Origin of the sequence: Terrisporobacter glycolicus ATCC 14880 = DSM 1288 (assembly GCF_036812735.1) — a bacterium.
In the GTDB taxonomy this organism is placed as follows: domain Bacteria; phylum Bacillota; class Clostridia; order Peptostreptococcales; family Peptostreptococcaceae; genus Terrisporobacter; species Terrisporobacter glycolicus.
Genome location: NZ_CP117523.1, coordinates 3,267,339 through 3,292,476, shown reverse-complemented (window position 1 = coordinate 3,292,476; position 25,138 = coordinate 3,267,339). Strand labels below are relative to the sequence as shown.

Below are 25,138 nucleotides of genomic sequence, written 5' to 3'. Positions count from 1 at the left end.
TTTGAATATGAAAAAAGTTCTTGCAATTTAGTAAAAATATTTATATAATTTGATTCGTAAGTTTAATAAAACTAAATTAGAAAATTAGAAATAATAATCAATTAGTCAATGGAATCTGTATTGGAAGGAGGGGTGGAAATATGATTATTGAAAAGAATAGTGTTAGATTAAGTGAAGATAATATACCCTTATTACGAGGATTGAAGGATTATTCTAATAGGCATATAGCATGCTTTGATGTACCTGGTCATGTTAAAAACAAAGGTGTGGAAATATTAAATGATTTTTTTGGAGACGATGTAATGAAAATGGATATAAATTCGTCTCCGTATATGGATAATCTATCTAAACCAAGTGGAATTATAAAAAAATCACAAGAGTTATTAGCACAAGCCTATGAGTGTGATAAGGCTTTTTTTGTAACAAACGGAACTACACAAGGGATTCAAACTATGATTTTAAGTGCAATAAATCCTAACGACAAAATACTTTTACCTAGGAATATACATAAGTCGGTTATTAATGCATTAATACTTAGTGGAGGGAAACCTATATATATTCAACCTGAATTTGATGAAGAATTAGGTATAAGTTTAAATGTAAGTTATTCAAGTGTTAAAAATGAATTGGAAAAGAATAATGATATAAAAGCTATATTTTTATTAAACCCAACATATTATGGAGCTTGTTGTGAATTAGAAAAAATAATCAGCTTATGCAAAAGCCATTCAGTATTAGTATTAGTAGATGAAGCTCATGGAGCACATTTTCCATTTCATGATGATCTACCACCTTCAGCAATGAAGTTAAAAGCAGATATGGCAGCAGTTAGTATGCATAAAACCGGAGGTGCATTAACTCAAGCTTCTGTCTTATTAGTGAATGAAGAAAATATCAATGGAGAGAAAGTTAGTCAAACTTTAAACATGTTACAATCTACATCTGCATCCTATTTATTAATGTCAAGTATTGATGGGGCTAGATATAATTTAGTTAATAAGGGTAGATTGCAATTATCTAAAGCTTTGAATATTTCTCAATATGCTAAATATAAACTTAATAAAATACCAGGAATAAAGGTTATTAGTCACAAAAGTTGTAACAGAGAAGGAATGTATCTTCTTGATGAAACAAAACTTTGTATAAACGTTAAAAATTTAAATATAACTGGGTTTAAAGTATATGATATCTTATATCAAGAATTTGATATACAGGTGGAATTAGGAGATTTGTATAACATTTTAGCTCTCATATCCTTAGGAACTACCAAGGGAGATGTGGATAGACTTATAAATGCCTTAGATATAATTTCTAAGATGCGCAAAAAAGAGATTATATCAAAGAGTGCTTCTATGAAACAAATAAATCCTATTGTGAAAATAAATCCACGAGATGCTTATTATAGTCAAAAGGAAAGTTTGAATCTTGAAAATTCCATAAGTAGAATTTGTGGAGAGAATATTATGGCATATCCACCAGGTATTCCTATAATATCACCTGGAGAAATAATAACTAGAGAAATTATAGACTATATAAAAGTTCTTAAAAGTAGTAATGCGCACTTAACAGATATGATAGATAAAGAACTAAATACAATTTTGGTAATAAAAGAAAAATAGAACAAAGGAAGTGAATAATATGAAATTTGAAACATTAGGTCGTCATATATTAGTGGAATATTATAACTGCAATGAGGAGATGTTATCAAATCCAAAACTTATAGAAGAGTATATGAACAACTCCGCATTAAATGCAAAAGCAACAATAGTTGATTCAGTTTTTCATCATTTTAATCCGTGGGGTGTGTCAGGTGCAGTAATAATAGCTGAGTCACACTTAACAATACATACATGGCCAGAGTATGGATATGCAGCGGCGGATTTCTTTACATGTGGAGATATTGATCCATGGAAAAGCTTTGAATTATTAGAAGAATTATTAGAAGCTGAAAGAAGTGAATCAACAGAAATACCAAGAGGTCTAACAAGTAAAATACAAAAATTTGCAAAAAAAGATTTAGGCAAAATTAGTCATAAGCCAGAAGCTATATAAGCAAATTAATACCTAAATATAAAATAAAAATCTAAAATAAAAATATAAAATAAAAATCGAAATAATATTTTAACATAAAAATAAAAATTATACAAATACAGAGATATAGATAAAATATATAGTTATAAAATAACAAAATGGAGGCGGAATTATGGAATTTTGGTATACAGAAGAGTGGACAGAAAATGTACGTTTTTCTATAAAGGTTGATAAACAACTTTTTAGTGAACAATCAGATTTTCAAAGAGTAGATGTTTTTGAAAGTGAAGAATATGGGAAATTCTTAACATTAGATGGTTTGATGATGGTAACTTACAAAGATGAGTTTATTTATCATGATATGATAGTTCATACACCAATGGCAACTAATATGAATATTAAAAACGTATTAGTTATAGGTGGTGGAGATGGAGGAACAGTAAGAGAGCTTACTAGATATCCTCAAATTGAAAATATAGATATGGTTGAAATAGACAAAATGGTTGTAGATGCATCAAGGAAATTTATAGATATTTGTGCATGTAAATTAGATGATAAGAGAGTTAATTTATATTACGAAGATGGTGTTGCTTTTGTAAAAAATTCTAAAGATAAAACTTATGATTTAATAATAGTTGACTCAACTGATCCAATAGGGCCAGGAGAAGGATTATTCTCTGTTGATTTCTATAATGATTGCTACAGAGTATTATCTGATGACGGTATTCTTGTAAATCAAAATGAAAGCCCATATTTTGACTTTAATGCAAAAGAAATGAAAAGAGCTTATGAAAAAATAAATAATTTATTCCCAATAGCTAAAGTATATCAAGCACATATTCCAACATATCCATCTGGACACTGGTTATTTGGGTTTGCATCAAAAAAATATGACCCAATAAAAGATCAAAATAGAGAAAAATGGGAATCTTTAGAATTAAAAACTAAGTATTATAATAGTGATATTCATGTGGGAGCTTTTATGCTACCTCAATATGTAAAGGATATGCTAAATGAAAAATAATAGATTTTATAATATAGGTCAGTTTATGGAAATGGAATGTGATTATGAAGAGTCAGATGTAGTAGTGTTTGGCGCTGGATCTGATGGGACTACCTCTAATAGGCCGGGAACTAGATTTGCAAGTAGTGCCATGAGAGGGGAATTTTATGGACTTGAAACATATAGTCCACTATTGGGGTTAGATTTACAAGACTTTAATATATGTGATATAGGTGATTTAGAGTTAAGTATAGGAGACACTGATAAAGTGTTGGATGAAATTTATGAAGGAGCTAAAGAAATACTTAATGATAATAAGTTTCCATTTATGATAGGAGGAGAACATTTAGTTACTCTTCCTGCGTTTCAAGCAATTAGTGAAAAATATGAGGATGTATATGTACTTCATTTTGATGCGCATACAGATTTACGAGAAGAGTACAATAATAATAAAAACTCTCATGCAACAGTGATGAAAAGAATTTGGGACATAACTGGCGATGGAAAAATATTTCAATTTGGAATAAGATCAGGTACAAGAGAAGAATTTGATTTTGCTTTAAGGGAAAAACATACGTATATGGAAACTCATACTATAGATACTTTTTGGAAAATAGTATCAACATTAGGTGGGAAAAATGTTTATTTAACAATAGATTTGGATGTATTAGATCCATCTATATTCCCGGGAACAGGTACACCAGAACCTGGAGGAATAACATATAGAATGTTTGAACAAATATTTAAAATACTAAAAAATTCAAATATAAATTTAGTGGGCTGCGACATGGTAGAACTTAGTCCTGATTATGATAGAAGTAACGTATCTACTATTGTAGCATGCAAAATATTAAGAGAGCTATCATTAGTTGCTTCAGATAACATAATAAAAAATCGTGAAAAAAATAAAAAAATAAACTTATAGTAAGGAGAAAAAAATGACTAGACATTTATTTACATCAGAATCAGTTACAGAGGGACATCCAGATAAAATATGTGATCAAATATCAGATGCCATATTGGATGAACTATTAAAACAAGACCCACTATCAAGGGTTGCTTGTGAAACTACTGTTACGACAGGCCTTGTATTGGTAGCGGGAGAAATAAGCACAAACGCATATGTTGATATACCTAAAGTTGTAAGAGAAACAATAAAAGAAATAGGATATGATAGAGCAAAATATGGATTTGATTGTGATACTTGTGGTGTGTTAACAGCTATAGATGAACAATCATCAGATATTGCCATGGGAGTAGATGAATCTTTAGAAAATAGAATAGGTGAACAAGGCGAAGATGAAATTGAAGCTATAGGAGCAGGGGATCAAGGTATAATGTTTGGTTTTGCATGTAATGAAACAGAAGAATTAATGCCATTACCTATATCTTTAGCTCATAAATTATCAAGAAAATTAACAGAAGTTAGAAAAAATAAAATATTAGATTTTTTAAGACCTGATGGTAAAACTCAGGTAACTGTAGAATACGAAGGAAATACTCCTCTTAGAGTTCACACTATACTTATATCTACTCAACATAGTGAAGATGTGGAAAATGAAACAATAAGAGAAAATTTAATTGAAAAAGTAATAAAAGAAGTAATACCATCTAATTTATTAGATGAAGAAACTAAAATATATATAAATCCAACGGGAAGGTTTGTTATAGGTGGACCACAAGGTGATACAGGTCTTACAGGAAGAAAAATAATAATAGATACTTATGGTGGATACTCAAGACATGGTGGTGGAGCATTCTCAGGAAAAGATGCAACTAAAGTTGATAGATCAGCTGCATATGCAGCAAGATATGTGGCTAAAAATATAGTTGCAGCAGGACTTGCTGATAAATGTGAAATAGAACTAGCTTATGCTATAGGTGTAGCAAGACCACTATCTATATTTGTTGATACTTTTGGAACTGGTAAAGTTAGCAATGAAGTTTTAGTCAAACTTATAAATAAGCATTTTGATTTAAGACCAGGTGCAATAATTAGAGATTTAGAACTTAGAAAACCTATATTTAAAAACACAGCAGCATATGGACATTTTGGAAGAACTGACCTAGATGTTGCTTGGGAAAGAACTGATAAAGCAGAAACACTTAGATTGGAAGCTTTAAAGAAATAATTAAAAAGGAGCGAATTAGCTATTTTATAGATGATTCGTTCTTTTTGTTTGTATAAATATGATTTCATACAAAGTATAAAAGTAAGGTATAATAAACTATAATTAAGAGATATTTATGTCAGATTAAAAATTAATTACACAGATTGTCTTTTAATATTCTAAAAGATAATTTATAATAATATTTATTTAAAAATCAAGGAGAATGTACATATGAAAGATTTTACCATGAGAACAAGCCTTATTGTTGGAGATGAGGGGATAGATAAGTTAGAAAAATCAAATGTTATAGTATTTGGAGTTGGAGGCGTGGGAAGTTTTGCTACAGAAGCTTTAGTTCGTGCTGGGGTTGGAAATATAACTATAGTAGATTTTGATGATGTGGACATAACAAATATAAATAGACAATTGCCAGCTCTACATTCGACAGTAGGAAAATTAAAAGTAGATGTGATGAAAGAAAGATTACTAGATATTAATCCAGATTTAAATATAAGAGCTGTAGCTAAAAAATATAATAAAGAAACTACAGATGAAATACTAATAGAAAATTATGATTATGTAGTGGATGCAATAGACATGGTTACATCTAAAATTTTATTGGTTGAAGAATGTAATAAAAAAGGATTAAAGCTAGTATCTTCTATGGGAATGGGAAATAAGTTAGATCCAACAAAAATAGTAGTTACAGATATACACAAAACTCACACTTGTCCTCTTGCTAAAGTAATGAGAAAAGAATTAAAAGATAGAAGAATTAAAAAACTTAAGGTAGTTTACTCTGAAGAACAACCGCAAGAACTAAAGAAAAAAATAATGAATGGAAGAAAGGTTACTCCAGGGAGTACTTCATTTGTACCATCCGTAGGAGGACTAACAATTGCTTCAGTTGTTGTAAATGATTTAATTAATAAATAATATATTAAAAGTCCTTTTGAGGGCTTTTTTTAATGTATAATATTTTTTATGGGTAAATTTTAAGTAATGGATTTATCCGAAGTAGTAACGAGGTTATATCATTGACGTAATGAACAAAGTGAATTTTAGAAACTTGTAAGAAATACATAAGTATTTTTTTAGAATTGTAGATTATTATAAATTTATAAGAATTTGAAAATAAATAGGGGGTAATATGTACAAGAATAGTGTATTAATAGTAGATGATGAAAAAGAAATACCGGATGCTATTGAAAGATATTTAAAGCCTGAAAATATAAAAGTATTAAAGGCTTATGATGGAAAAGAAGCTTTGAAGATTATAGATGGTGAAGAAATACACTTAGTAATAATGGATATAATGATGCCTAATATGGATGGCATTGAAGCAACTATGAAAATAAGAGAAGAAAAAAATATTCCAATAATAATGCTAACTGCAAAATCTGAATACAGTGATAAAATTCTAGGTTTAAATATAGGTGCAGATGATTATATTACAAAACCATTTTATCCATTGGAATTAATAGCTAGAGTGAAATCTCAGCTTAGAAGATATATTAATTTAGGTAACTTTAAGAATGAAAATAAAAGTAAATCTATAAATATAGGCGGGGTAAAATTAGATTTGGAAAGCAAGTGTCTAATTGTAGATGGAGAGGAAAAGAAAATAACTTTTTTAGAGTATAAAATTTTAGAGGTGCTTATGAGTAATCCTGGAAGAGTATTTTCGACAGAAGAAATTTATGAGAGAGCTTGGGGAGAAAGGTGTGTAAGTACAGATACTGTAATGGTTCATATTAGAAGGATTAGAGAGAAAATAGAGATAAATCCTAAAGAACCAAGATATTTAAAGGTGGTGTGGGGAATTGGATATAAGTTCGAAAAAATTTCAAACTACAGCAAATAAATTTAAAAAATTTTCCCTTGCAATTAATATATTGATGATTTTAATATCCATATTATTAATTATATTTTTAGAAAGCAAAAAAGATGCAGTACTGATTATTGCCTTAATAATATTTGTGAAAATAAGTTTAAAATATTTATTTGATAATATAAAAATAGTACTATTTTTACAACATATAAGGGAAATATCAAGTACGAGTTATTGTATTTCTCAAATATTAGAAAAAACTGATGAAAAATCAGAAATAAGTATTATTCTAGGAAAAAAATATAAAAAAGTTTTAAATGAAATGCATAAAGTTGAAAAATATACTTATGAAACAACTATAAAAGGAAAGCAAAGTGAAAATTTGGCTAATACAGTAGTTGAAGATGTAGGTAAAAATCTTATTAAACCAGTAGAAAATATAGATAAGGGAATAAAAAGCTTAAAAGAAGGTATTAGTTATGAAACACTTGATTATATAGAAAAAGAAGCTTATGAAATGAAGGATACTATAAATGAATTATTTGAACTATCAAAAGCAGTTACAAAAACACTAGAAATAGATATTCAAAAAATTGACATAGTATCTTTAACAAAACAAGCATTAGTTGAATATGAAGGGAAATTAGAAAATAAAAATATAGAAATAAAAAAACATATTCCAAATGAAAAAGTATTTATAGACGCTGACGGAGATAAATTATGGAGGGTTTTTGAAATACTACTTGAAAATATATTAAATCATGGGAAAGAGAAAACAAGAGCTTATATAGAAATTAAAGAAGAGAAAGAAAAAGTTGAACTATCTTTGATTAATATTTCGAGAGATGAGTTAAATATGGATACAAAAAATTTCTACAAATTGATAAATAAAAATAAAAACTTAGGAGTTCCTATAGCTATAAGTTTAATTGAAGTGCAAGATGGAATATTTGATATATATATAGATGGAGATATGTTTAAGGTTAATTTGATGTTTAATAAGAGTAAGAATGGTTTTGGAAGGGGTGAGATATAAATGGTAGAAAAGTATATTTATTCTCACAATGAAGATTTGAAATATTTAAATGAAGAAGAGTTAAGATATAGAGGTAAATTAATTAATCCTTTACTTTTGGAAAAAGCGACTTGGTATTTGTTACTATTGATTTACTGTATATGGATAAGGAAAAATTTAGATTTATCCTTTGGAATTGGACTTGAAAGTTTTCTTGGTGGACTTGTTCCTAATAGTCTAGGATATTGTTCATTAATATTGATATATATAATAATAGGATTTACAGGGATTAAACTAATAGTAAAAACAGTTCAACTATATGCTTTAGCAGCTAACAGCAATGAAGAAGTGGAAATGCTAATAAAGAAGAAAATATTTAAAAAATGGTGTATGTATGTTTTAAACACCATATTTTCAATAAGTCTAATAAATTATGTTTCCTCAAATTTACACATGTGGTTTAACATACTTATAATAACTATTATTATAAAAATAGTTATAAAATCATTTGGACTTTTGATTAGTAAATTTAGAATAGCTATGATAAGTGGAGCTTTGGAAGATGTTATAGAAGAAGTTGAAAATGGAGATTTTAATAAGATTGAAGATTCAATGATAGAGCTTATAGGAGATGGTGATGGTATCGAGTTTATTTGGGGAGTAGGTTTTAAACATATTATTATGGAGCTTAAAACTTTATTTGAAAAAATTGAAGAGATAACAAAAGAAGAAAAAGAGCTTTATCAAAATAAGAATTATTTAATAACTAATCTATCTCATGATTTAAAAACTCCCTTAACTTCTATTATTAATTCTATTTATATATTAAAACATGAAAAATTAAGTGAAGAAGAAGCAAAAGAGCAAATTGAGATACTAGAAAAAAAATTAGAAAGACTAAATATTTTAATGGAAAATTTGAATGAAACGGTAGAGGCAGAATATGAAGGATTAGTTGTAAATAAAAAAGAAATAAAAATAAATAAGATCATAAAAAATGAAATATGTCTTTATAAGGGTAAATTTGAAAATTCCAATTTGGATATAAAACTAAATTTTCCAAAAGAAGATGTTACTCTATATTTAGATGAAGAAAAAATTATAAGAATTATTGATAATATACTTAGTAATATACATAAGTACTCTTTAGAGGATACAAGAGTATATATTGATATAATTAAAAATGAAGAAAGTGTTGAAATGAGATTCAAAAATATTAGTAAATATGATATAGATGTTAATGTTGATACAATTGGGAAAAGATTTGTTCAAGGAGATAAATCAAGAAATATAGAAGGCCATGGTTTGGGATTGAGCATAATAAAAAGTCTATCAAATATTCAAGGAGGTAAGGTAGAACTTGATATTCAAGGAGATTTGTTTAAACTTGCTTTAAAATTTTCTATTATATAAAATAAAGAAGCTACATTTTAAAATTTAGCTTCTTTATTTTATGATTACTTATAATTTTTACTAGTAAAAATCTTGTATCCATCGCTATAAAATATTAAGTCGCCATTAACGTCAGTACGGATAGTTTTTGCACCGTATTTTTCCAAAGTATCTAAAGTTGATTTATGTGGATGACCATATTGGTTTTTGTAACCACAAGATATTGCTGCAATGGAAGGACTGACCTCTTTTACAAAGCTATCAATAGAAGAAGAACTACTTCCATGGTGAGCAACTTTTAAAAAATCAACATCTCCAAGTTCAAATGAATTAGTCATCTCAATCTCGTTTGTTTCTTCGCAGTCTCCTGTAAATAAAAAGTCCATGTTTTTATATTCTAAATTAAATACAATGGAATTTTGATTGTTATTATCCTGTATATAAGAAGGACTAAGTACATTTAGAAATGTAGTACTGTTTATTTTTACGGAGTCACCTTTACTTAAATGATTGATTTTAAGTTTTTTATTTTTGCAAGCATTTACAAGATCATAATAATGGGATGAATCATCTTTTTGGTTTGGTGTATAAACTTTCTTTACGTCAAAATTATTAATAATTTCGTCTAAACTACCAATGTGATCCTTATCTAAGTGAGTAGCTATAATTATGTCTAAATTATTTACTTTATTCAATTTTAAATAAGTTTTTATAATTTTATAAGTATTGTCATCTCCGCCATCAACTAATATATTTTGATTTTGAGGAGTTTTTATTAAAATACAATCTCCTTGTCCTACATCTATAATATGTACAGATAAAAAATCTTTATATCTGTCGCAACCACAACATAAAGTAAGAAGTAAAGCTATAATCATACATTTAATTTTTTTATCAAAAATAAACCCTCCCAATAATTAGTCTTCATATTTTATTCACAATTATTAATTAAAATAAGACTTATTATACATCTACAATATTAAAAACAAAAAAATTAAAATTTTTTGTTTACTTTGGATAAAAGTGCTATTATATACAATGAATAAAATAAAAAACTTATTTGAATTCAAATAAAAATGTTTATATATGCATTGTTAGGGTATTATATATATTAAATTCAATTTTGAGCGAAAATATTTAATAATAAAATACAAATGTAAAATTACTATTTAACATAGAATTTATAGCAATAAATTAGGAGGAAGTTATGATTTTTAAAGATATAAATATGGAATCTAGAGAAATGCTTAATCCATATTTCGATTTAGTAGATTATGAAGCGTGTGAATATTGTTTTAATACATTATATATGTGGCAACATTTATATAAAACTGGTTATTATATAGGAGATGGATTTGCTGTAATAGTTGCAGAATATGAAGGAAATACATTTTCCATATTACCATTAGCTAAAAAAGAAGATATGCCAAGAGTTATACAATTTGTTGTTGATTACTTTGAAAAAGAACAAAAGAAAATCTATTTTAGAGGTATAACACAAGAAGTAGTAGATTTCTTAAAAGAAAATTACCCAGGAAAATTCAATTATATTGAAGAAAGAGATTTATTCGATTATGTTTATGATGGGGAAAGCATGAGAGAACTAAAAGGTAGAAAGAACGTAAAGAAAAGAAATCATATAAATTACTTCAAAAAAGAATATGAAGGAAGATACGAATATAGATTACTTGATGAAAAAGATTTTGATGCTTGTTTAGAACTAGTGCAAGAGTGGACTAGCAACAAAGAAGAAAATAATGCTGTAGATGAAGAGATGGAAGAAGAGCTTATTGGAATTAAGAAACTATTTGAAAACTACAGTATTTTAAAAGATAAACTTAAAATAGCTGGAATATTTATAGACGGGAAATTAGAAGCTTTTACAATGGGAGAGTATATTAACCCTAATATGGCTTTAATTCATATAGAAAAAGCTAATCCAGTCATAAGAGGATTATATCCATTTATAAATCAACAATTTTTAGTTAATGAATTTAGTGATGTAGAGTTTGTAAATAGAGAAGAAGATTTAGGGATAGAAGGACTTAGAAAGGCAAAACTTTCTTATCACCCAGTTAGATTTGTAGAAAAATATACTGTTAGAGAGGTATAAGATTTATGAAAATTAGGTTTGCTAGGGAATGTGATCAGAATAATATAATGAAAATTTGGAACTATTGTTTTAATGATGGCCCTAAATTTACAGATTATTATTTTAATAATAAATATAAAAATTATAACACAATAGTAGTTGAGGAAGAGGCGAATATAGTCTCTTCTCTTCAATTAAATCAATATAAGATAAGATTGAATGATAAAGAATATGAAACGTCTTATGTTGTAGGAGTATCTACCTTGCCAGAAGCTAGGGGGAGAGGCTACATGAAGCATATTATGGATTTTACTTTAAATGAGTTGTATAAAAAAGAACAGCTTATATCAATATTGATGCCAATAGATTATAGGTTGTATAGAAAATATGGATATGAGCATTGTTATGATCAAATAGAGTATGAAATTAATATAGAAGATTTAGGTGGATTTAAATCTTCTGGTATTTTAATAAAGGCTACTTCGGATCACATTAATGAAATGATAAATATAGAAAGATCTTTCTTAGAAAATTTAAATGGAAAAGTAATAAGGGATAAAGATTACTATAAAAATTTATTCAAAGAAATAGAAAGTGAAGATGGACATATTTATATTCATAGAAATGAGGAAAGTGATGGATATATAATATACTTTATAAATGGGAACAATATTTTTGTTAGAGAATTATATTATAAAAACATGAATGCTCTTAAGGGAATGTTGAGATTCATATACAACCACAATACTCAATGCAAAAAAGTAAATATAACATCACCTTTAGGTGATAAGATAAAATTTGCTTTATCAAATCCTAGAACTGTTACTATGAAATTAAAACCTTTTATGATGGGAAGAGTTATTAATTTTAAGAAATATTTAGAAAGTTTATATATAGAAGGTAACGATAAATCAAGTATAATTATTTCTATTAAAGATAATTATATAAAGGAAAATAATAAAATATTTAAAATTACCTTAGAAAATAATAAGTTGGTTGTGGAAGATGGTGACTTTGATTACGACGTAGAGTTTAATATAAACACTATATCTCAACTAGCATTTTCTTATATCAATTCAAAAGAAGCTTATTTATTAAATGACTTGGAAGAAAATAAAGAGGTTATAAAATTTTTGGATTTAATTTTTGTTAAAAAACAAAATTACATAAATGAATATGTATAAAAAGACAGCAAAGGCTGTCTTTTTATATGCTTAAATTTAATTGGTTGAAAAGATAGCATACAAGATGTTGTGTTATAAAGTTATATTTTGTATACAAAATATGAAACAATAGTTGAAAAAAATAATAAAAAAGGCTATCATTATAAATATTTAGAAAATTATGAAAATAAAGAGAGGGAGAAGAGATATGGCAGTTAAATATGCTAAAAGAATGGATTTATTTAAAAAATCAGAACTAGGATAAATATTAAAACTAATTGAAAAACCAGAAATAATATCCTTTGCAGGAGGGTTACCAGCATCTGAATTATTTCCTGTAGAAGAAATGAAAAAAGTTGCCGTTAAAGTTTTAGATGAAAATGGAGAAGAAGCTTTACAATATTCAGGGTCTCAAGGATATCTACCTCTTAGAGATCATATAGCAAATAGAATGAATTCTAAAAGTATGACTGATGTGAATGCAAAAGATATACTTGTGACTAGTGGATCACAGCAGGCTTTGAATTATGCAGGAAACATATTTTTAGATGAAGGAGATATAGTATTATGTGAAAGTCCATCTTATTTAGGAGCTTTGAATGCTTTTAAGAATTATCAACCTAAAGTTATGGAAGTACCTACAGACAAGGAAGGAATAATCGTAGAAGAATTAGAAAAAATATTGCAAAATAATGATAGAGTAAAATTTATATATGTAATACCAGACTTTCAAAATCCAACGGGGATAACTTGGTCACTTGAAAGACGAAAAAAATTTATGGAAGTTATAAATAAACATGAAATACCTGTAATAGAGGATAACCCTTATGGAGAGTTAAGATATGAAGGAGAATTTTTACCAGCACTTAAGTCTTTGGATACAAAGGCACTTGTAATATACTTGGGAACTTTTTCGAAAATATTCTGTCCGGGATATCGTTTAGGGTGGGTTTGTGCACCAAAAGAAATATTGAAAAAGTTTATAACATGTAAAGAAAACTCTGATTTACAAACATCTACCATAGGTCAAAGAGAACTTAGTAAATACATAGATGAACATGTGGAAAAAGTAAAAGCTACATACAAAAACGCAGGGATTTAATGCTTAGTTGTATGAAAGAAGAATTTCCTAAGGGGGTAAGCTTTACTAATCCAAGTGGAGGATTATTTACATGGGTTAAATTACCAGAGAAATTGAATGCACAAGAGATTATGAAAAAATGTGTAGAAAATAATATTGCTTATGTTCCAGGAGGATTTTTCTTTCCTAGTGGAAATAAAGAGAATTACTTTAGACTAAATTATTCTAGTTGCAAAGAAGACAAAATAATTGAAGGAATAAAAAGATTAGGAAAAGTTTTAAATGAAGAAGTAAGTGAAACTGTTGAAGTTTAGAAAAGAAGCATATCTTCAAAGAAGAAGATATGTTTCTTTTTTAATTGCTTGATTTAAACAATATATTGAATTAATCAAATTTTTATCTAAGAGAGCAGTCTAATATGTTTGAAATAATTTAAGATGATGATAATAAAAATAAATAAAAAAATATGGAGGAAAGATGAGAAGGCCAATATTAATATTATTTATATTTTTATTGTTCATATCTGTTATTTATACAAATAACAAATCCTTAGATGAAATTGAAGATAAAGAAAATATAACTATAGAAGGTGTGGTAAAAGATAAAGTTGAAAAGGATAAATATGATCAATATAAAATAGAAAAATACTTAGTAAATGATTACAGTAAAAAACTAGACATAAAAATAGGCAAAATAGTTGAAATAAATGGAATCATTAAAAGTTTAGATAAAATGAACTTTGATGATTTTAATTATGGTAGACATGTAAAAGGTATGGGATTTAAAGGTGTTATAACTGCTAAGTATTATAAAATACAAGGATATAGCAAATTCTATACTTTTGTAGGTAATACAAAAACTTATTTGAGAGATACATTCAAATATTTATATAAAGATAAATCTGATTTTATTAATTCTTTAATATTAGGTCAAAAGGAATACTTGAGTAAAGAAGAAAAAGACATGTTTTCAAAAACGGGGACTAGTCATGCAATAGCTATATCGGGGCTTCATACAGGCATACTATGCACTATGATTGCAGTAATTATAAAAGGAATTAATAAATTTTATAAACTTATAATTTTAACTATTGTAATGATTTTATACAGTATAATGATTGGATTTTCACCATCTATAAGTAGAGCAATAGTTTTTGTTGTAATTATGTATATGGCCATATTCTTGGATGAAAAGAGGGATGGGATATGCACACTATCTTTGATAGGTGTATTTTTGATTGTAAATAATCCTTATATAATTTATAATACATCTTTTCAATTATCTTTTTTAGCGACTTTATCTATTATATATTTTTATAAAATAATAAATAGATACTTAAAAATAAGTATTATATCCATAAGTTTAAGTGCCAATATATTAACTTTGCCAATTGTATATTATGTGTTCGGAGGAATATCGGTTCTATTTCTTATTGGAAACATGATTGTTGTTCCTGTGATTGGTATAATAATGAATTTAAGTATAATTAGTGTAATTTTATTTAGATTTAGTATTTTAATATCAAAAATTTTAGCATATTTAAGCAAAAGTATTATTATTATGGTATATTATTTATTAGACAAACTCGCGGGGAATAAATTAGCATATATTGAAATTAACAATCCTAAATTATTTTATGTAACTTTTTATTACATTTTAATTTTTTCGTATATGATATATAGAGAGTTAAAAATTATGAAGGAGCAAGAAAATGGATTACAAGGATATTATAAGGAATATTAAAAATAAAAATTTTGACAATATATATCTTTTATATGGTAGAGAATATTACTTAATTGATAATGCCATAAAAAGCTTTAAAGAAAGCCTTAATGAGTCTATGATTGATTTCAATTTAGATATAATAGATGGTAAAGAGGTTTTTTTAGATCAATTGCTAAGTTCTATAGAAACTCTGCCTTTTATGGATGATAAAAAAATCACCATAGTAAAAGATTTTGAACTCTTAAAAGGAAAAAGAAAGAATCTTTCCGAAGGTGATGAAAAATACTTTATAGATTATTTAGATAATATATCAGAAAGTACAGTTTTAGTATTTGTCGTGTACGGAGAAGTGGACAAAAGAAAGAAGATAGCAAAAAAAATACAAGAAAAAGGTGTTGTATTTAACTGTGATAAAATTTCTGATATGGATTTATTTAAATGGACAAAAAGAAAATTTGAAAGTTTTGGAGCTATAATAGAAAATGAACAAGTTATGTACTTTATTGAATCTCAAGGATATAGAGATAAAAATAGTGAAAAGACTCTCTCGGATCTGGAAAATGAAATAATTAAAATTAGCTCTTTTGTAGGTAAAGGAAATAAAGTAAATAATGAGATTATAGATAGACTATCTCAAAAGAAAATAGAAAATGATATTTTTAAACTTATAGATTATATGGGAGAAAAGAATTCTTCATCTGCTATAAAAATATTAAATGATATGATTAGTGAAGGGGAATCCGTTCTTGGAATATTTGCTATGATAAGTAGACAGTTTAAAATTGTTCTTCAGGTTAGAAATCTACAAATAGAAGGTACTTCTGTAAATGATATTTGTGAAAAATTAAGTTTGAGACAATTTGTTGTTAATAAAGCATTAAAACAAAGTCGTAATTTTTCGGATAATATAATAATAGATATGTTAAACTTTATATTAGAAAATGATTTTAAAATTAAAAATGGATTAATAAAAGATACTTTGGCCATAGAAATACTAGTTAGTAAATACTGCCAAAGAAATATTAGTTAAAAGTCTTAGTTAAAATGCTAAGACTTTTTTACTTGTGGTGAAGATTTAGCAAGATGATATTAAATGAGTACAATAAAAAACCCTTGATAAAATCAAGGGTTTAAATTTATAAAAATTAAACTGTTATTATGCGTTCATTGCGTTTAATTTTTGAGCTAATTTAGCAACTTTTCTAGCTGCAGCGTTTTTGTGTATAGTTCCTTTAGATGCTACTTGGTATATTCTCTTTTGAGCATATTGGAATCTAGCTGTAGCTTCTTCAACGTTACCTGCAGTAACAGCTTCATCGAATCTTCTTATAGCAGTTTTTAACTGAGATTTTCTAGCTTTGTTTAAAGCAGTTTTCTTATCGATAACTTTTATTCTCTTTTTAGCTGATTTTATGTTTGCCACGAAAAACACCTCCTCGTAAATATAATTATTCTCATCGTCAACATATTAGATTTTAACAGAAATAAATATAAAAATCAAGAGTTAATATTTATTAGTTAAATATAATTTATTAACTGTTTTTTTAGTGCATGACTTACTTTATCACATATAAAAATATTTCACAATAATAGATTTATTTATTCATAAAAGTAATAAAAAATGATAAATAATGTTTAAAATGTTAGTACATGTCAATAATCAATAATATCATTTTATTGAATACTGGAGGAAACTATGATAAAAATTAGAACTGACCTAGCTCTAGAAGCAAGGGAGATAATAGAAGAAAGCAGTAATAGTAGTGAAATACCAGGAGTTAAAACAATAAATAAACAACTTGATGACTGTGTAGTTACAAAAGTCGAAGTATTAAATGAGCAAGGTTCTCAAATAATGAATAAAGGAATTGGAACATACGTAACATTAGAAAGTAAATTGATGAAATATGATGACGATGAATCAAGAGAACAAATAATAAGTTATTTAGCTAACGAACTTAAAGATATTTTTGGTTCAGAGGAACACAAGAAAACTTTAGTAATTGGACTTGGTAACTGGAACATAACATCTGATGCACTAGGGCCAAAATCAGTATCAAAAACCCTCGTAACACGTCATATATTTAAAAACTATAATAAGGACTATGATGATGATTTCGCTGAGGTCGCTGCACTTAGCCCAGGGGTTATGGGTATTACTGGGATAGAAACTAGCGAAACTGTTAAAGCAATAGTAGATATTATTAAACCAGATAGAGTAGTTGCCATAGATGCACTTGCCTCAAGAAAAATGGACAGAGTAAATTCTACTATACAAATATCTACAGCAGGAATATCTCCAGGTGGAGGAGTAGGTAATAAAAGGAAGGCTCTAAATAAAGAATACTTGGGAGTAGATGTTATAGCTATAGGTGTGCCAACAGTAGTTGATGCGGCTACTTTAACTAGTGATGTACTAGACATGGCAGTCAATAATTTAATGGAACAATCTGATGAAGGGGAAGTATTTTATAAAATGCTTCAAAAATTACAGGAAGAAGAAAAATATCAACTAATTAAAGACTCTCTAGATCCTTATGATAAAAACTTGATTGTTACTCCTAAGGATATAGATGAAACTATAGAAAATCTATCAATAATAATTAGTGAAGGATTAAATAGATCTCTTCATCCGGGGAGAACTTCGTAACAAGGAGGAATTTTAATGATTAAAAATAAAATAAAAGCTATAAAAATTGGATTTTTAATAGTTTGTATTTTGCCTACTATTTCTCAAGCATTAGATAAAGAAGATATATTAAAATATTTGGTGAAGTCATCTTATCCTGAAGTAAAAGTGATAGACAAAGAAGATAAGGATAATAAAGATTCTGATGATAATTCAAAATCTATAGATAATATAAAAAGTAATACAAATAGTAAAGATGACAAAGAATATGTTAATGTTTATGTTGGTGAGGAAAATAAGCCAGAATCAAAAGAAGAAAAGAAATCAAAAGAAACTAGCAATGTTATTGATTCAAGTTACACTAATGATATAAGAGTAACAAAGGACAAGCCCCAAATGCTTATATATCATACTCACAGTAGTGAAACTTATTCTGATTCACCCAAAAACAATTATCACTCAACAGATATAGAACATTCAGTTATGTCTGTAGGAAGTGTTTTATCTACAGAATTATCAGAAAAGGGCTGGGGTGTAGTTCATACTACTAAGTATAATGACCTATCTTATAATGATGCTTATGCAACTAGTGCTAAGACAATGAAGTCCATACTATCTAAGTATAATTCTATTAAAGTAAGCATAGATTTACATAGAGATGGACAAAGTGTAAGTAGTGCACAAGCTAAAAAGACGGTGCACGATAAATATACAACTAAAATAAATGGAGAAACTGTTGCAAAGTTTTTTTTAGTAGTTGGTCAGAGAAACCAAAATGTGGGTGAATTAAAAAGACAAGCAGAAGAAATTACTGCTTTAGCGGAAAAGAAATATCCAGGATTAGTTTGTCCAGTAGTTACAAAACAATATGGTAGATTTAATCAATATATGGCAGACAATGGATTGTTAATAGAAATAGGCAATAATGCAACAAGTACAAAAGAAGCGCAGGCTACATGTAAATATTTGGCAGAAATACTTAATGAGTATTATTCTGATATAAAATAATTAGGGTATAAACTATGAGTCGTTTAGAAAAATCTAAAAAAGAAAAGTGTTCTAAAAAAAAATATAAAATAATTTGTAGAGTTGTATTTATGTTTATGATGCTAGTAATTACTACGACTAGCATATTACTAGTAGATTATAGAATTAATGAAGTATTAGATAATGATAGTAAAAACAATATTATAAAGTATATAATTGATATATTTTAAACCATAATATTTAATTTGTATATAATATTAAAGAATAGAAATTTCAAAAATAAACCAAAATAATAGGAAAAATAAGACTTAAAAAATAAGTCTTATTTTTTTGTTATATACTACTTATTTACATAAAAGCAGATATATTATAAAATAAAGTCTATGATAACAACTTATTAAGGAGGAATAACGGTGGACAAACAAAATAGAACTAGAAATTTCAGTATAATTGCTCATATAGATCATGGAAAGTCTACCTTAGCTGATAGATTAATACAGTACACAGGTTTAGTAAGTGATAGAGAAATGAAAAGCCAGTTATTAGATAACATGGATTTAGAAAGAGAAAGAGGAATCACTATCAAACTGCAAAATGTAAGGTTAATATATAAGGCTAAGGACGGAAATGAATATTATTTAAATCTTATAGATACTCCAGGTCACGTGGACTTTAACTATGAAGTATCAAGAAGTTTAGCAGCATGTGAGGGCGCATTACTTGTAGTAGATGCTGCTCAAGGTGTGGAAGCGCAAACTTTAGCTAATGTGTATTTAGCTCTAGACCAAGATTTAGAAATATTACCAGTAATAAATAAAATAGACCTACCAAGTGCTAGACCAGACGAGGTTAAAGAAGAAATTGAAGATATAATAGGCCTTGATGCAAGTGAGGCACCATTAATATCAGCAAAAAGTGGTTTAAATATACAAGATGTATTAGAAGATATAGTTGCAAACGTACCAGCTCCTACTGGAGATAGAAACAAACCATTAAAAGCTTTAATATTTGATTCATACTATGATGCTTACAAGGGTGTTGTAGCCTATGTTAGAGTATTTGAAGGTGAAGTTAAAAAAGGTATGACCATAGAAATGATGAATACTAAGAAGAAATTCGAAGTAACGGAAGTTGGAGTCATGGCTCCAGGTGCAACAGAATTAGATAGTTTATCTGCTGGTGATGTTGGATATATTGCAGCAAGTATAAAAGATATAAGAAGTTGTCACGTAGGTGATACTATTACTGATGCTAACAACAAAACACAAGAACCTTTAGAAGGATATAAAAAAGCAACTCCAATGGTCTATTGCGGTATTTATCCAGGTGAAGGTGAAAAATACGAAAATGTAAGAGATTGCTTAGAAAAACTACAAGTTAATGATGCAGCTCTTGAGTTTGAACCGGAAACTTCTGCAGCTTTAGGATTTGGTTTTAGATGTGGATTCTTAGGATTATTACATCTTGAAATAATACAAGAGAGATTAGAGAGAGAATTTAATCTAAATTTAGTTACAACAGCTCCTTCAGTTATATATAGAGTTACTAAAAATGATGGAGAAATTGTTATGGTACAAAATCCTGCAAACCTACCAGAGGTTTCAGAAATAAGAATGATAGAAGAGCCAATAGTAAAAGCTGATATAATAGCACCAAAAGATTTTGTTGGTATAGTTATGGAGCTATGTCAAGAAAGACGTGGAACCATGCTACACATGGAATATATAGATGAGAAAAGAGTTATGCTTCATTATGACTTACCTCTAAATGAAGTTGTATATGATTTCTTTGATGCACTAAAATCTAGAACTAGAGGTTATGGATCTTTAGATTATGAAATGAAGGGATATGTTCCTTCTCAACTTGTAAAATTAGATATATTAATAAATAAAGAACAAGTAGATGCACTTAGCTTTATCGTTCATGAAAGTAAAGCATACTCTAGGGGTAAAGCAATGTGTGAAAAACTTAAAAATGAAATACCAAGACATCAATTTGCTGTTCCAATACAAGCAGCTGTTGGAAATAAAATAGTAGCTAGAGAAACAATAAGTGCTCTTAGAAAAGACGTACTTGCTAAATGTTACGGTGGAGATATATCTCGTAAGAAGAAACTTCTTGAAAAACAAAAAGAAGGTAAGAAGCGTATGAGACAAATTGGTAGCGTAGAAGTACCACAAAAGGCATTTATGTCAGTTCTTAAGTTAGATGAATAATAGAGAAAATTATTTAACAATAAAGTAACCTTATAAAGGTTGCATTAAATTTAGAAAGTATTACTATTTTTAATATAAGATATGTAATTTATTGAGAGTAAGTTGTAATTTAAGAAAATTATAACATATTGAAGATATTCTTTGTGTTATGAAGTAATTTATTATATAATGGGTACTTGATAGTAAACATTATATAATAAATTATTGCTTTAAATGTAGTATAAAAATGAAAACTTTCATAATATACTAATGATTTTAGCAAAATTTTTAATGATACATCTTAATTTTTTTTGCGTTTTATTGTAAAATATTGTAACATATTGTGGAAAAAATGTTCTATTGACCTAAAAGAATCATATATAGTAATATAGTGGAGATAGATAATAGATGTATATTTAAAAATGAAGATTCGTTAAATTGTGAGTTGAGAATGAAAGCTTACTAGATGAGCTAAATAATAAAATATTGTAATTTTATTATTTAAAAACGAGAAGAGGAGATGAGTCGCCCAATATAAAAGAAAGGAAGGTATTTTTCCTACTTTTATAAAAAGAAAGAATATAAAATTTAAAAATGTTAAATTTATTTGCTAGAGTGTACTATAGTAATGTGAAGACTAGGCAATATTAAGCTGTTGAGGAACTTAGAAGGTAATAGTGGAACTACTGAGTTGTTTTTATGGGGCTAATAAAGATATTTCAAAAATATGATAAAAAATCAAAGTTACAGTAGTTATGGAGGAGAGTATGTTTGATAAGATAACATTAGTGCAATTGTTAGTGATTGTAGCTTATATGGCAATATTACTTTACTTAGGAATTAAGGAAAAGAAAAAAAATGAAGAAAATTTAAAGGAAATACCCCTTAGAATTAATGTAAATGGTATACGTGGGAAGTCGACTGCTACTAGATTAATAACAGGTGTTTTGAGTAATGCAGATTATAAAGTTGTGGGTAAAACTACAGGGACTTCTCCAAGAATGATATATTGGAACAAAAAGGATGAAGACGTTATTAAACGTAATCTTTTAGGAGCGAATATTAAAGAACAAATTCAAGTTATAGATAAAGCGAGAGAAGTTGGTGCAGAAGCTTTGGTATGTGAATGTATGGCAGTAAGACCTGAATATCAATCAGTGTACCAAAATGATATTTTCAAATCAAATATTACAGTTATAGTTAATGTTTTAGAAGATCATTTAGATGTTATGGGACCAACAACAGATGAAATAGCATTAGCATTTTCTTCAACTATACCATACAATGGTTATTTAGTAGTTGACAATGGACCTTATGTAAAATATTTTGAAGAAGTTTGTAAACAAAGAAAAACAAAACTTGTTGTTGCAGATAATTCAAAAATACCAGAAGGACTTGTTAAACAATTTAAATATACAATATTTGAAGATAATATATCTTTAGCATTAGCTGTGGCAGAGATACTAGATATAGATGCAGAAACAGCCTTTGAAGGGATGTTAAATGCAAATCCAGACCCAGGAGCAGCTACTATTAGCCCTATAGAAAGTGGGAATCATATTAGTAATTTTGTAAATGGTTTTGCAGCTAATGAACCAGAATCAACACTTGCAATATGGGATAGAATAAAGGACACTATACCTAATACAGAAAATCCAATAGTTCTTTTTAATGGAAGAGAAGATAGAATAGATAGAACTAATCAGTTTGTTGATGACTGTTTTCCTTATTTAAAAAATACCACTTTAATAGGTATAGGAGAAGGAATAGAGTGCATACAAAATGCGATTGATGACGGAAGGCTAAGTAATATAAAAGAATATATAGATTTATCAGATTATGAAGTCGATGAAGTAATTGATGAATTACATGGCATGATGCATAATAGGGTTATTTATGGTATCGGAAATATACATGGACAAGCTGAAATATTATTACAAAAGATGTGTAATATATACATTCATACAGATGAGCATGAGGAAGTAAATAACAATATAAGTATCAGAGCGTATATAAAGAAATATAGAAGTAGTAATTTTTAGGAGGAGACAAGACACAGATGTTTATTACAGATTTTTATATGGCATTAATAATAGGAGTAGCAAGTACTTTGCTATTCACTGAAAAGACAGGAATTACGCCAGGGGGGTTAATAGCAGCCAGTTATTTGGCTTTAGTATTTGATTCACCTATAACATTAGCATTAATATTTTTAGTTTCGTTTATAACATATTGGCTTGTTAACTTTGTATTACCTAAGTTCGTAATCCTATATGGGAAAAGAAAATTTACAGCTACATTAATTATAGCAATAGTGTTAAAGTTAGTATTTGAATTCGCATATCCATTAACACCATTCCCTACTTTTGAATTTAGAGGGATAGGAGTAATAGTACCGGCATTATTGGCAAACTCTTACTCTAAACAGGGAATAAAACTTACAGTAATATCTACACTTTTAATGACTGGATTTGTATTTGCATTAATGCAAATTTTATATTTAGTGTAAGGAGAAGTTTATGAAAAATAAATTAACATTTAAAGATCGATTACAGATAAAAATTAAAAATCAACCTAAAATTACAAGCAAAAAAACATTAGTAATAATATTTTTACTTGCAAGTATAGTTTTTGGATCAACTTTTGTATATGCAAATAGTAATAATGAAAAACTTAAACTTAATTATTCAGATAATAAGTTAGCTCAACTTACTTTTGTTGGAGATATGATGCTAGGAAGATCAGTTAAGATTAAAAGTGAGTTAGATAATTATGAAAGTGTGTTTAAAGATGTATCATATTTATGGGAAGATTCACAATATGTTTCAGGAAATGTAGAAAGTGCTTTACTTGATAATCCGGATGATTTCAAAAAAAGTGACAAAGAAATTCATTTATATGCAGAAACAAAAGTTTCAAAACTTTTAAAAAATAGTGGATTCACAATGGCTAACTTAGCTAATAATCACTTAGGTGATTTTGGTAGAGATGGAGTAATAAGTACTATCGATGCTGTTAAATCTGCAGGATTAAAATATGTTGGTGCTGGAAAGAATAGAGATGATGCTGCGACTTATGATATTCAAGAAGTTAATGGTATAAAAGTTGCAACTTTAGGTATAAGTGATATAGTACCAAAAGACTTCAGTGCGAGTAGAACAGAAGCAGGTATATTATCGACTATGTACCCTGGTTATAATAAACTAGTGTATGAAGCATCTCAAAAAGCTGATTTAGTTGTAGTTAATCTACACTGGGGTGTTGAGTATGGTGTCGGTCAGAGTGAAGAACAAGAGAAAATTGCTAAGTCTTTAATTGACGCTGGAGCAGATGTAATTATAGGATCACATCCTCACGTATTACAACCTATACAAACATATAAGGACGGAATTATATTCTATAGTATGGGTAACTTTGTCTTTGATCAAGGTTGGACTAGAACAAAAGATAGTATGGTACTAAACTACTATATTAATGAAAAAGGTGAGGGTACTTTTGAAGTAGTTCCAGTAAGGATAGTAAATGGGTATCCTGTGCCAACTACGAATAAGTTTTATCAAAAAAGAATATTTGCAACTCTAGCTAAGGACTTGGATAAATCTAAGTTTGAAGTGACAGGAGACACATTAACATTGAAAAATATTATTAAAACAGATATTACTAAAAAGGAAAATGTTGAACAAACACAAGATGGTACTTTGCAACAAACACAACCAAATAATTTGCAACAAACACAACCAAATAGTTTAGAACAAACGCAACAAAATACTTTACAATAAGCTCAATAAGAACTACTATATATATACCATTTAAACATAAATATATTACAGATATTAATAATATCAATTATAAGTAAATTTAAGTTAACGGGGAAAAAATCATA

Annotated in this window: 22 protein-coding genes and 1 pseudogene; 21 read left to right on the top strand and 2 right to left on the bottom strand. The window is 27.7% G+C overall.

Annotation, left to right across the window (positions count from 1 at the left end):
* Nucleotides 1-140: 140 nt before the first annotated feature.
* The 9 genes from TEGL_RS16150 to TEGL_RS16110 all read left to right on the top strand — a co-directional run bounded on the left by TEGL_RS16150 (nucleotide 141) and on the right by TEGL_RS16110 (nucleotide 9,404).
* Nucleotides 141-1,619: an aminotransferase class I/II-fold pyridoxal phosphate-dependent enzyme gene (locus TEGL_RS16150; protein ID WP_018591504.1), complete on the top strand. Its 1,479-nt coding sequence runs from the start codon at nucleotides 141-143 to the stop codon at nucleotides 1,617-1,619.
* Nucleotides 1,620-1,638: 19 nt separating this feature from the next.
* Nucleotides 1,639-2,052, top strand: coding sequence for an adenosylmethionine decarboxylase (speD, locus tag TEGL_RS16145; RefSeq protein ID WP_018591503.1), 414 nt, complete (start codon nucleotides 1,639-1,641; stop codon nucleotides 2,050-2,052).
* Between the two features lie 151 nt (nucleotides 2,053-2,203).
* A complete protein-coding gene (gene speE / locus TEGL_RS16140; RefSeq protein ID WP_018591502.1) occupies nucleotides 2,204-3,055 on the top strand; it encodes a polyamine aminopropyltransferase in 852 nt (283 codons plus the stop codon).
* A complete protein-coding gene (speB, locus tag TEGL_RS16135) occupies nucleotides 3,045-3,959 on the top strand; it encodes an agmatinase (protein ID WP_018591501.1) in 915 nt (304 codons plus the stop codon). The genes speE and speB overlap by 11 nt, the downstream gene beginning before the upstream one ends.
* Before the next feature lie 13 nt (nucleotides 3,960-3,972).
* On the top strand, nucleotides 3,973-5,166 hold the full coding sequence (gene metK / locus TEGL_RS16130) for a methionine adenosyltransferase (RefSeq protein ID WP_018591500.1): 1,194 nt from the start codon (nucleotides 3,973-3,975) through the stop codon (nucleotides 5,164-5,166).
* A 210-nt stretch (nucleotides 5,167-5,376) separates the two neighbouring features.
* On the top strand, nucleotides 5,377-6,081 hold the full coding sequence (locus tag TEGL_RS16125) for a tRNA threonylcarbamoyladenosine dehydratase (RefSeq protein ID WP_018591499.1): 705 nt from the start codon (nucleotides 5,377-5,379) through the stop codon (nucleotides 6,079-6,081).
* A gap of 214 nt (nucleotides 6,082-6,295) precedes the next feature.
* Nucleotides 6,296-7,009: a response regulator transcription factor gene (locus tag TEGL_RS16120; RefSeq protein ID WP_018591498.1), complete on the top strand. Its 714-nt coding sequence runs from the start codon at nucleotides 6,296-6,298 to the stop codon at nucleotides 7,007-7,009.
* The gene (locus TEGL_RS16115; protein ID WP_018591497.1) at nucleotides 6,969-8,012 is read left to right on the top strand and encodes a hypothetical protein; all 1,044 of its coding nucleotides are present in this window, start codon (nucleotides 6,969-6,971) and stop codon (nucleotides 8,010-8,012) included. The genes TEGL_RS16120 and TEGL_RS16115 overlap by 41 nt, the downstream gene beginning before the upstream one ends.
* On the top strand, nucleotides 8,013-9,404 hold the full coding sequence (locus TEGL_RS16110; RefSeq protein WP_018591496.1) for a sensor histidine kinase: 1,392 nt from the start codon (nucleotides 8,013-8,015) through the stop codon (nucleotides 9,402-9,404).
* A 44-nt stretch (nucleotides 9,405-9,448) separates the two neighbouring features.
* On the opposite strand, the gene TEGL_RS16105 is transcribed toward TEGL_RS16110, so the two are convergent.
* Entirely contained in the window at nucleotides 9,449-10,261 is an 813-nt protein-coding gene (locus TEGL_RS16105) for a ComEC/Rec2 family competence protein (protein WP_018591495.1), read from the bottom strand.
* Between the two features lie 329 nt (nucleotides 10,262-10,590).
* Between TEGL_RS16105 and TEGL_RS16100 the strand changes: the two genes are divergently transcribed.
* The 5 genes and pseudogenes from TEGL_RS16100 (at nucleotide 10,591) to holA (ending at nucleotide 16,474) form a co-directional block, all read left to right on the top strand.
* Nucleotides 10,591-11,496: a DUF2156 domain-containing protein gene (locus tag TEGL_RS16100; protein WP_018591494.1), complete on the top strand. Its 906-nt coding sequence runs from the start codon at nucleotides 10,591-10,593 to the stop codon at nucleotides 11,494-11,496.
* Nucleotides 11,497-11,501: 5 nt separating this feature from the next.
* Nucleotides 11,502-12,659, top strand: a complete 1,158-nt coding sequence (locus TEGL_RS16095; RefSeq protein ID WP_018591493.1) for a GNAT family N-acetyltransferase — start codon at nucleotides 11,502-11,504, stop codon at nucleotides 12,657-12,659.
* 244 nt (nucleotides 12,660-12,903) lie between these two features.
* Nucleotides 12,904-14,033, top strand: a pseudogene (locus TEGL_RS16090) (PLP-dependent aminotransferase family protein).
* 163 nt (nucleotides 14,034-14,196) lie between these two features.
* Entirely contained in the window at nucleotides 14,197-15,462 is a 1,266-nt protein-coding gene (locus TEGL_RS16085; protein ID WP_018591490.1) for a ComEC/Rec2 family competence protein, read from the top strand.
* Nucleotides 15,431-16,474 carry a DNA polymerase III subunit delta gene (gene holA, locus TEGL_RS16080; protein ID WP_018591489.1) on the top strand — a complete coding sequence of 348 codons (1,044 nt, stop codon included), beginning with the start codon at nucleotides 15,431-15,433 and terminating at the stop codon, nucleotides 16,472-16,474. Before TEGL_RS16085 ends, holA begins: the two co-directional genes overlap by 32 nt.
* 126 nt (nucleotides 16,475-16,600) lie before the next feature.
* Here holA and rpsT read toward each other — a convergent pair whose 3' ends face one another.
* A complete protein-coding gene (rpsT, locus tag TEGL_RS16075) occupies nucleotides 16,601-16,867 on the bottom strand; it encodes a 30S ribosomal protein S20 (protein WP_018591488.1) in 267 nt (88 codons plus the stop codon).
* Between the two features lie 273 nt (nucleotides 16,868-17,140).
* Between rpsT and gpr the strand changes: the two genes are divergently transcribed.
* The 7 genes from gpr to TEGL_RS16040 all read left to right on the top strand — a co-directional run bounded on the left by gpr (nucleotide 17,141) and on the right by TEGL_RS16040 (nucleotide 25,034).
* Nucleotides 17,141-18,094, top strand: coding sequence for a GPR endopeptidase (gpr, locus tag TEGL_RS16070; RefSeq protein WP_018591487.1), 954 nt, complete (start codon nucleotides 17,141-17,143; stop codon nucleotides 18,092-18,094).
* 15 nt (nucleotides 18,095-18,109) lie between these two features.
* Nucleotides 18,110-19,081 carry a stage II sporulation protein P gene (spoIIP, locus tag TEGL_RS16065; RefSeq protein WP_018591486.1) on the top strand — a complete coding sequence of 324 codons (972 nt, stop codon included), beginning with the start codon at nucleotides 18,110-18,112 and terminating at the stop codon, nucleotides 19,079-19,081.
* 14 nt (nucleotides 19,082-19,095) lie between these two features.
* Complete coding sequence (locus TEGL_RS16060) at nucleotides 19,096-19,290, top strand: hypothetical protein (protein WP_018591485.1); 195 nt, start codon at nucleotides 19,096-19,098, stop codon at nucleotides 19,288-19,290.
* A gap of 183 nt (nucleotides 19,291-19,473) precedes the next feature.
* Entirely contained in the window at nucleotides 19,474-21,276 is a 1,803-nt protein-coding gene (gene lepA / locus TEGL_RS16055; protein ID WP_018591484.1) for a translation elongation factor 4, read from the top strand.
* A 746-nt stretch (nucleotides 21,277-22,022) separates the two neighbouring features.
* On the top strand, nucleotides 22,023-23,297 hold the full coding sequence (gene pgsB / locus TEGL_RS16050; RefSeq protein ID WP_018591483.1) for a poly-gamma-glutamate synthase PgsB: 1,275 nt from the start codon (nucleotides 22,023-22,025) through the stop codon (nucleotides 23,295-23,297).
* 38 nt (nucleotides 23,298-23,335) lie between these two features.
* On the top strand, nucleotides 23,336-23,764 hold the full coding sequence (gene pgsC / locus TEGL_RS16045) for a poly-gamma-glutamate biosynthesis protein PgsC (RefSeq protein ID WP_278244912.1): 429 nt from the start codon (nucleotides 23,336-23,338) through the stop codon (nucleotides 23,762-23,764).
* 10 nt (nucleotides 23,765-23,774) lie between these two features.
* On the top strand, nucleotides 23,775-25,034 hold the full coding sequence (locus tag TEGL_RS16040; protein ID WP_018591481.1) for a CapA family protein: 1,260 nt from the start codon (nucleotides 23,775-23,777) through the stop codon (nucleotides 25,032-25,034).
* The last annotated feature ends 104 nt before the right edge of the window (nucleotides 25,035-25,138 follow it).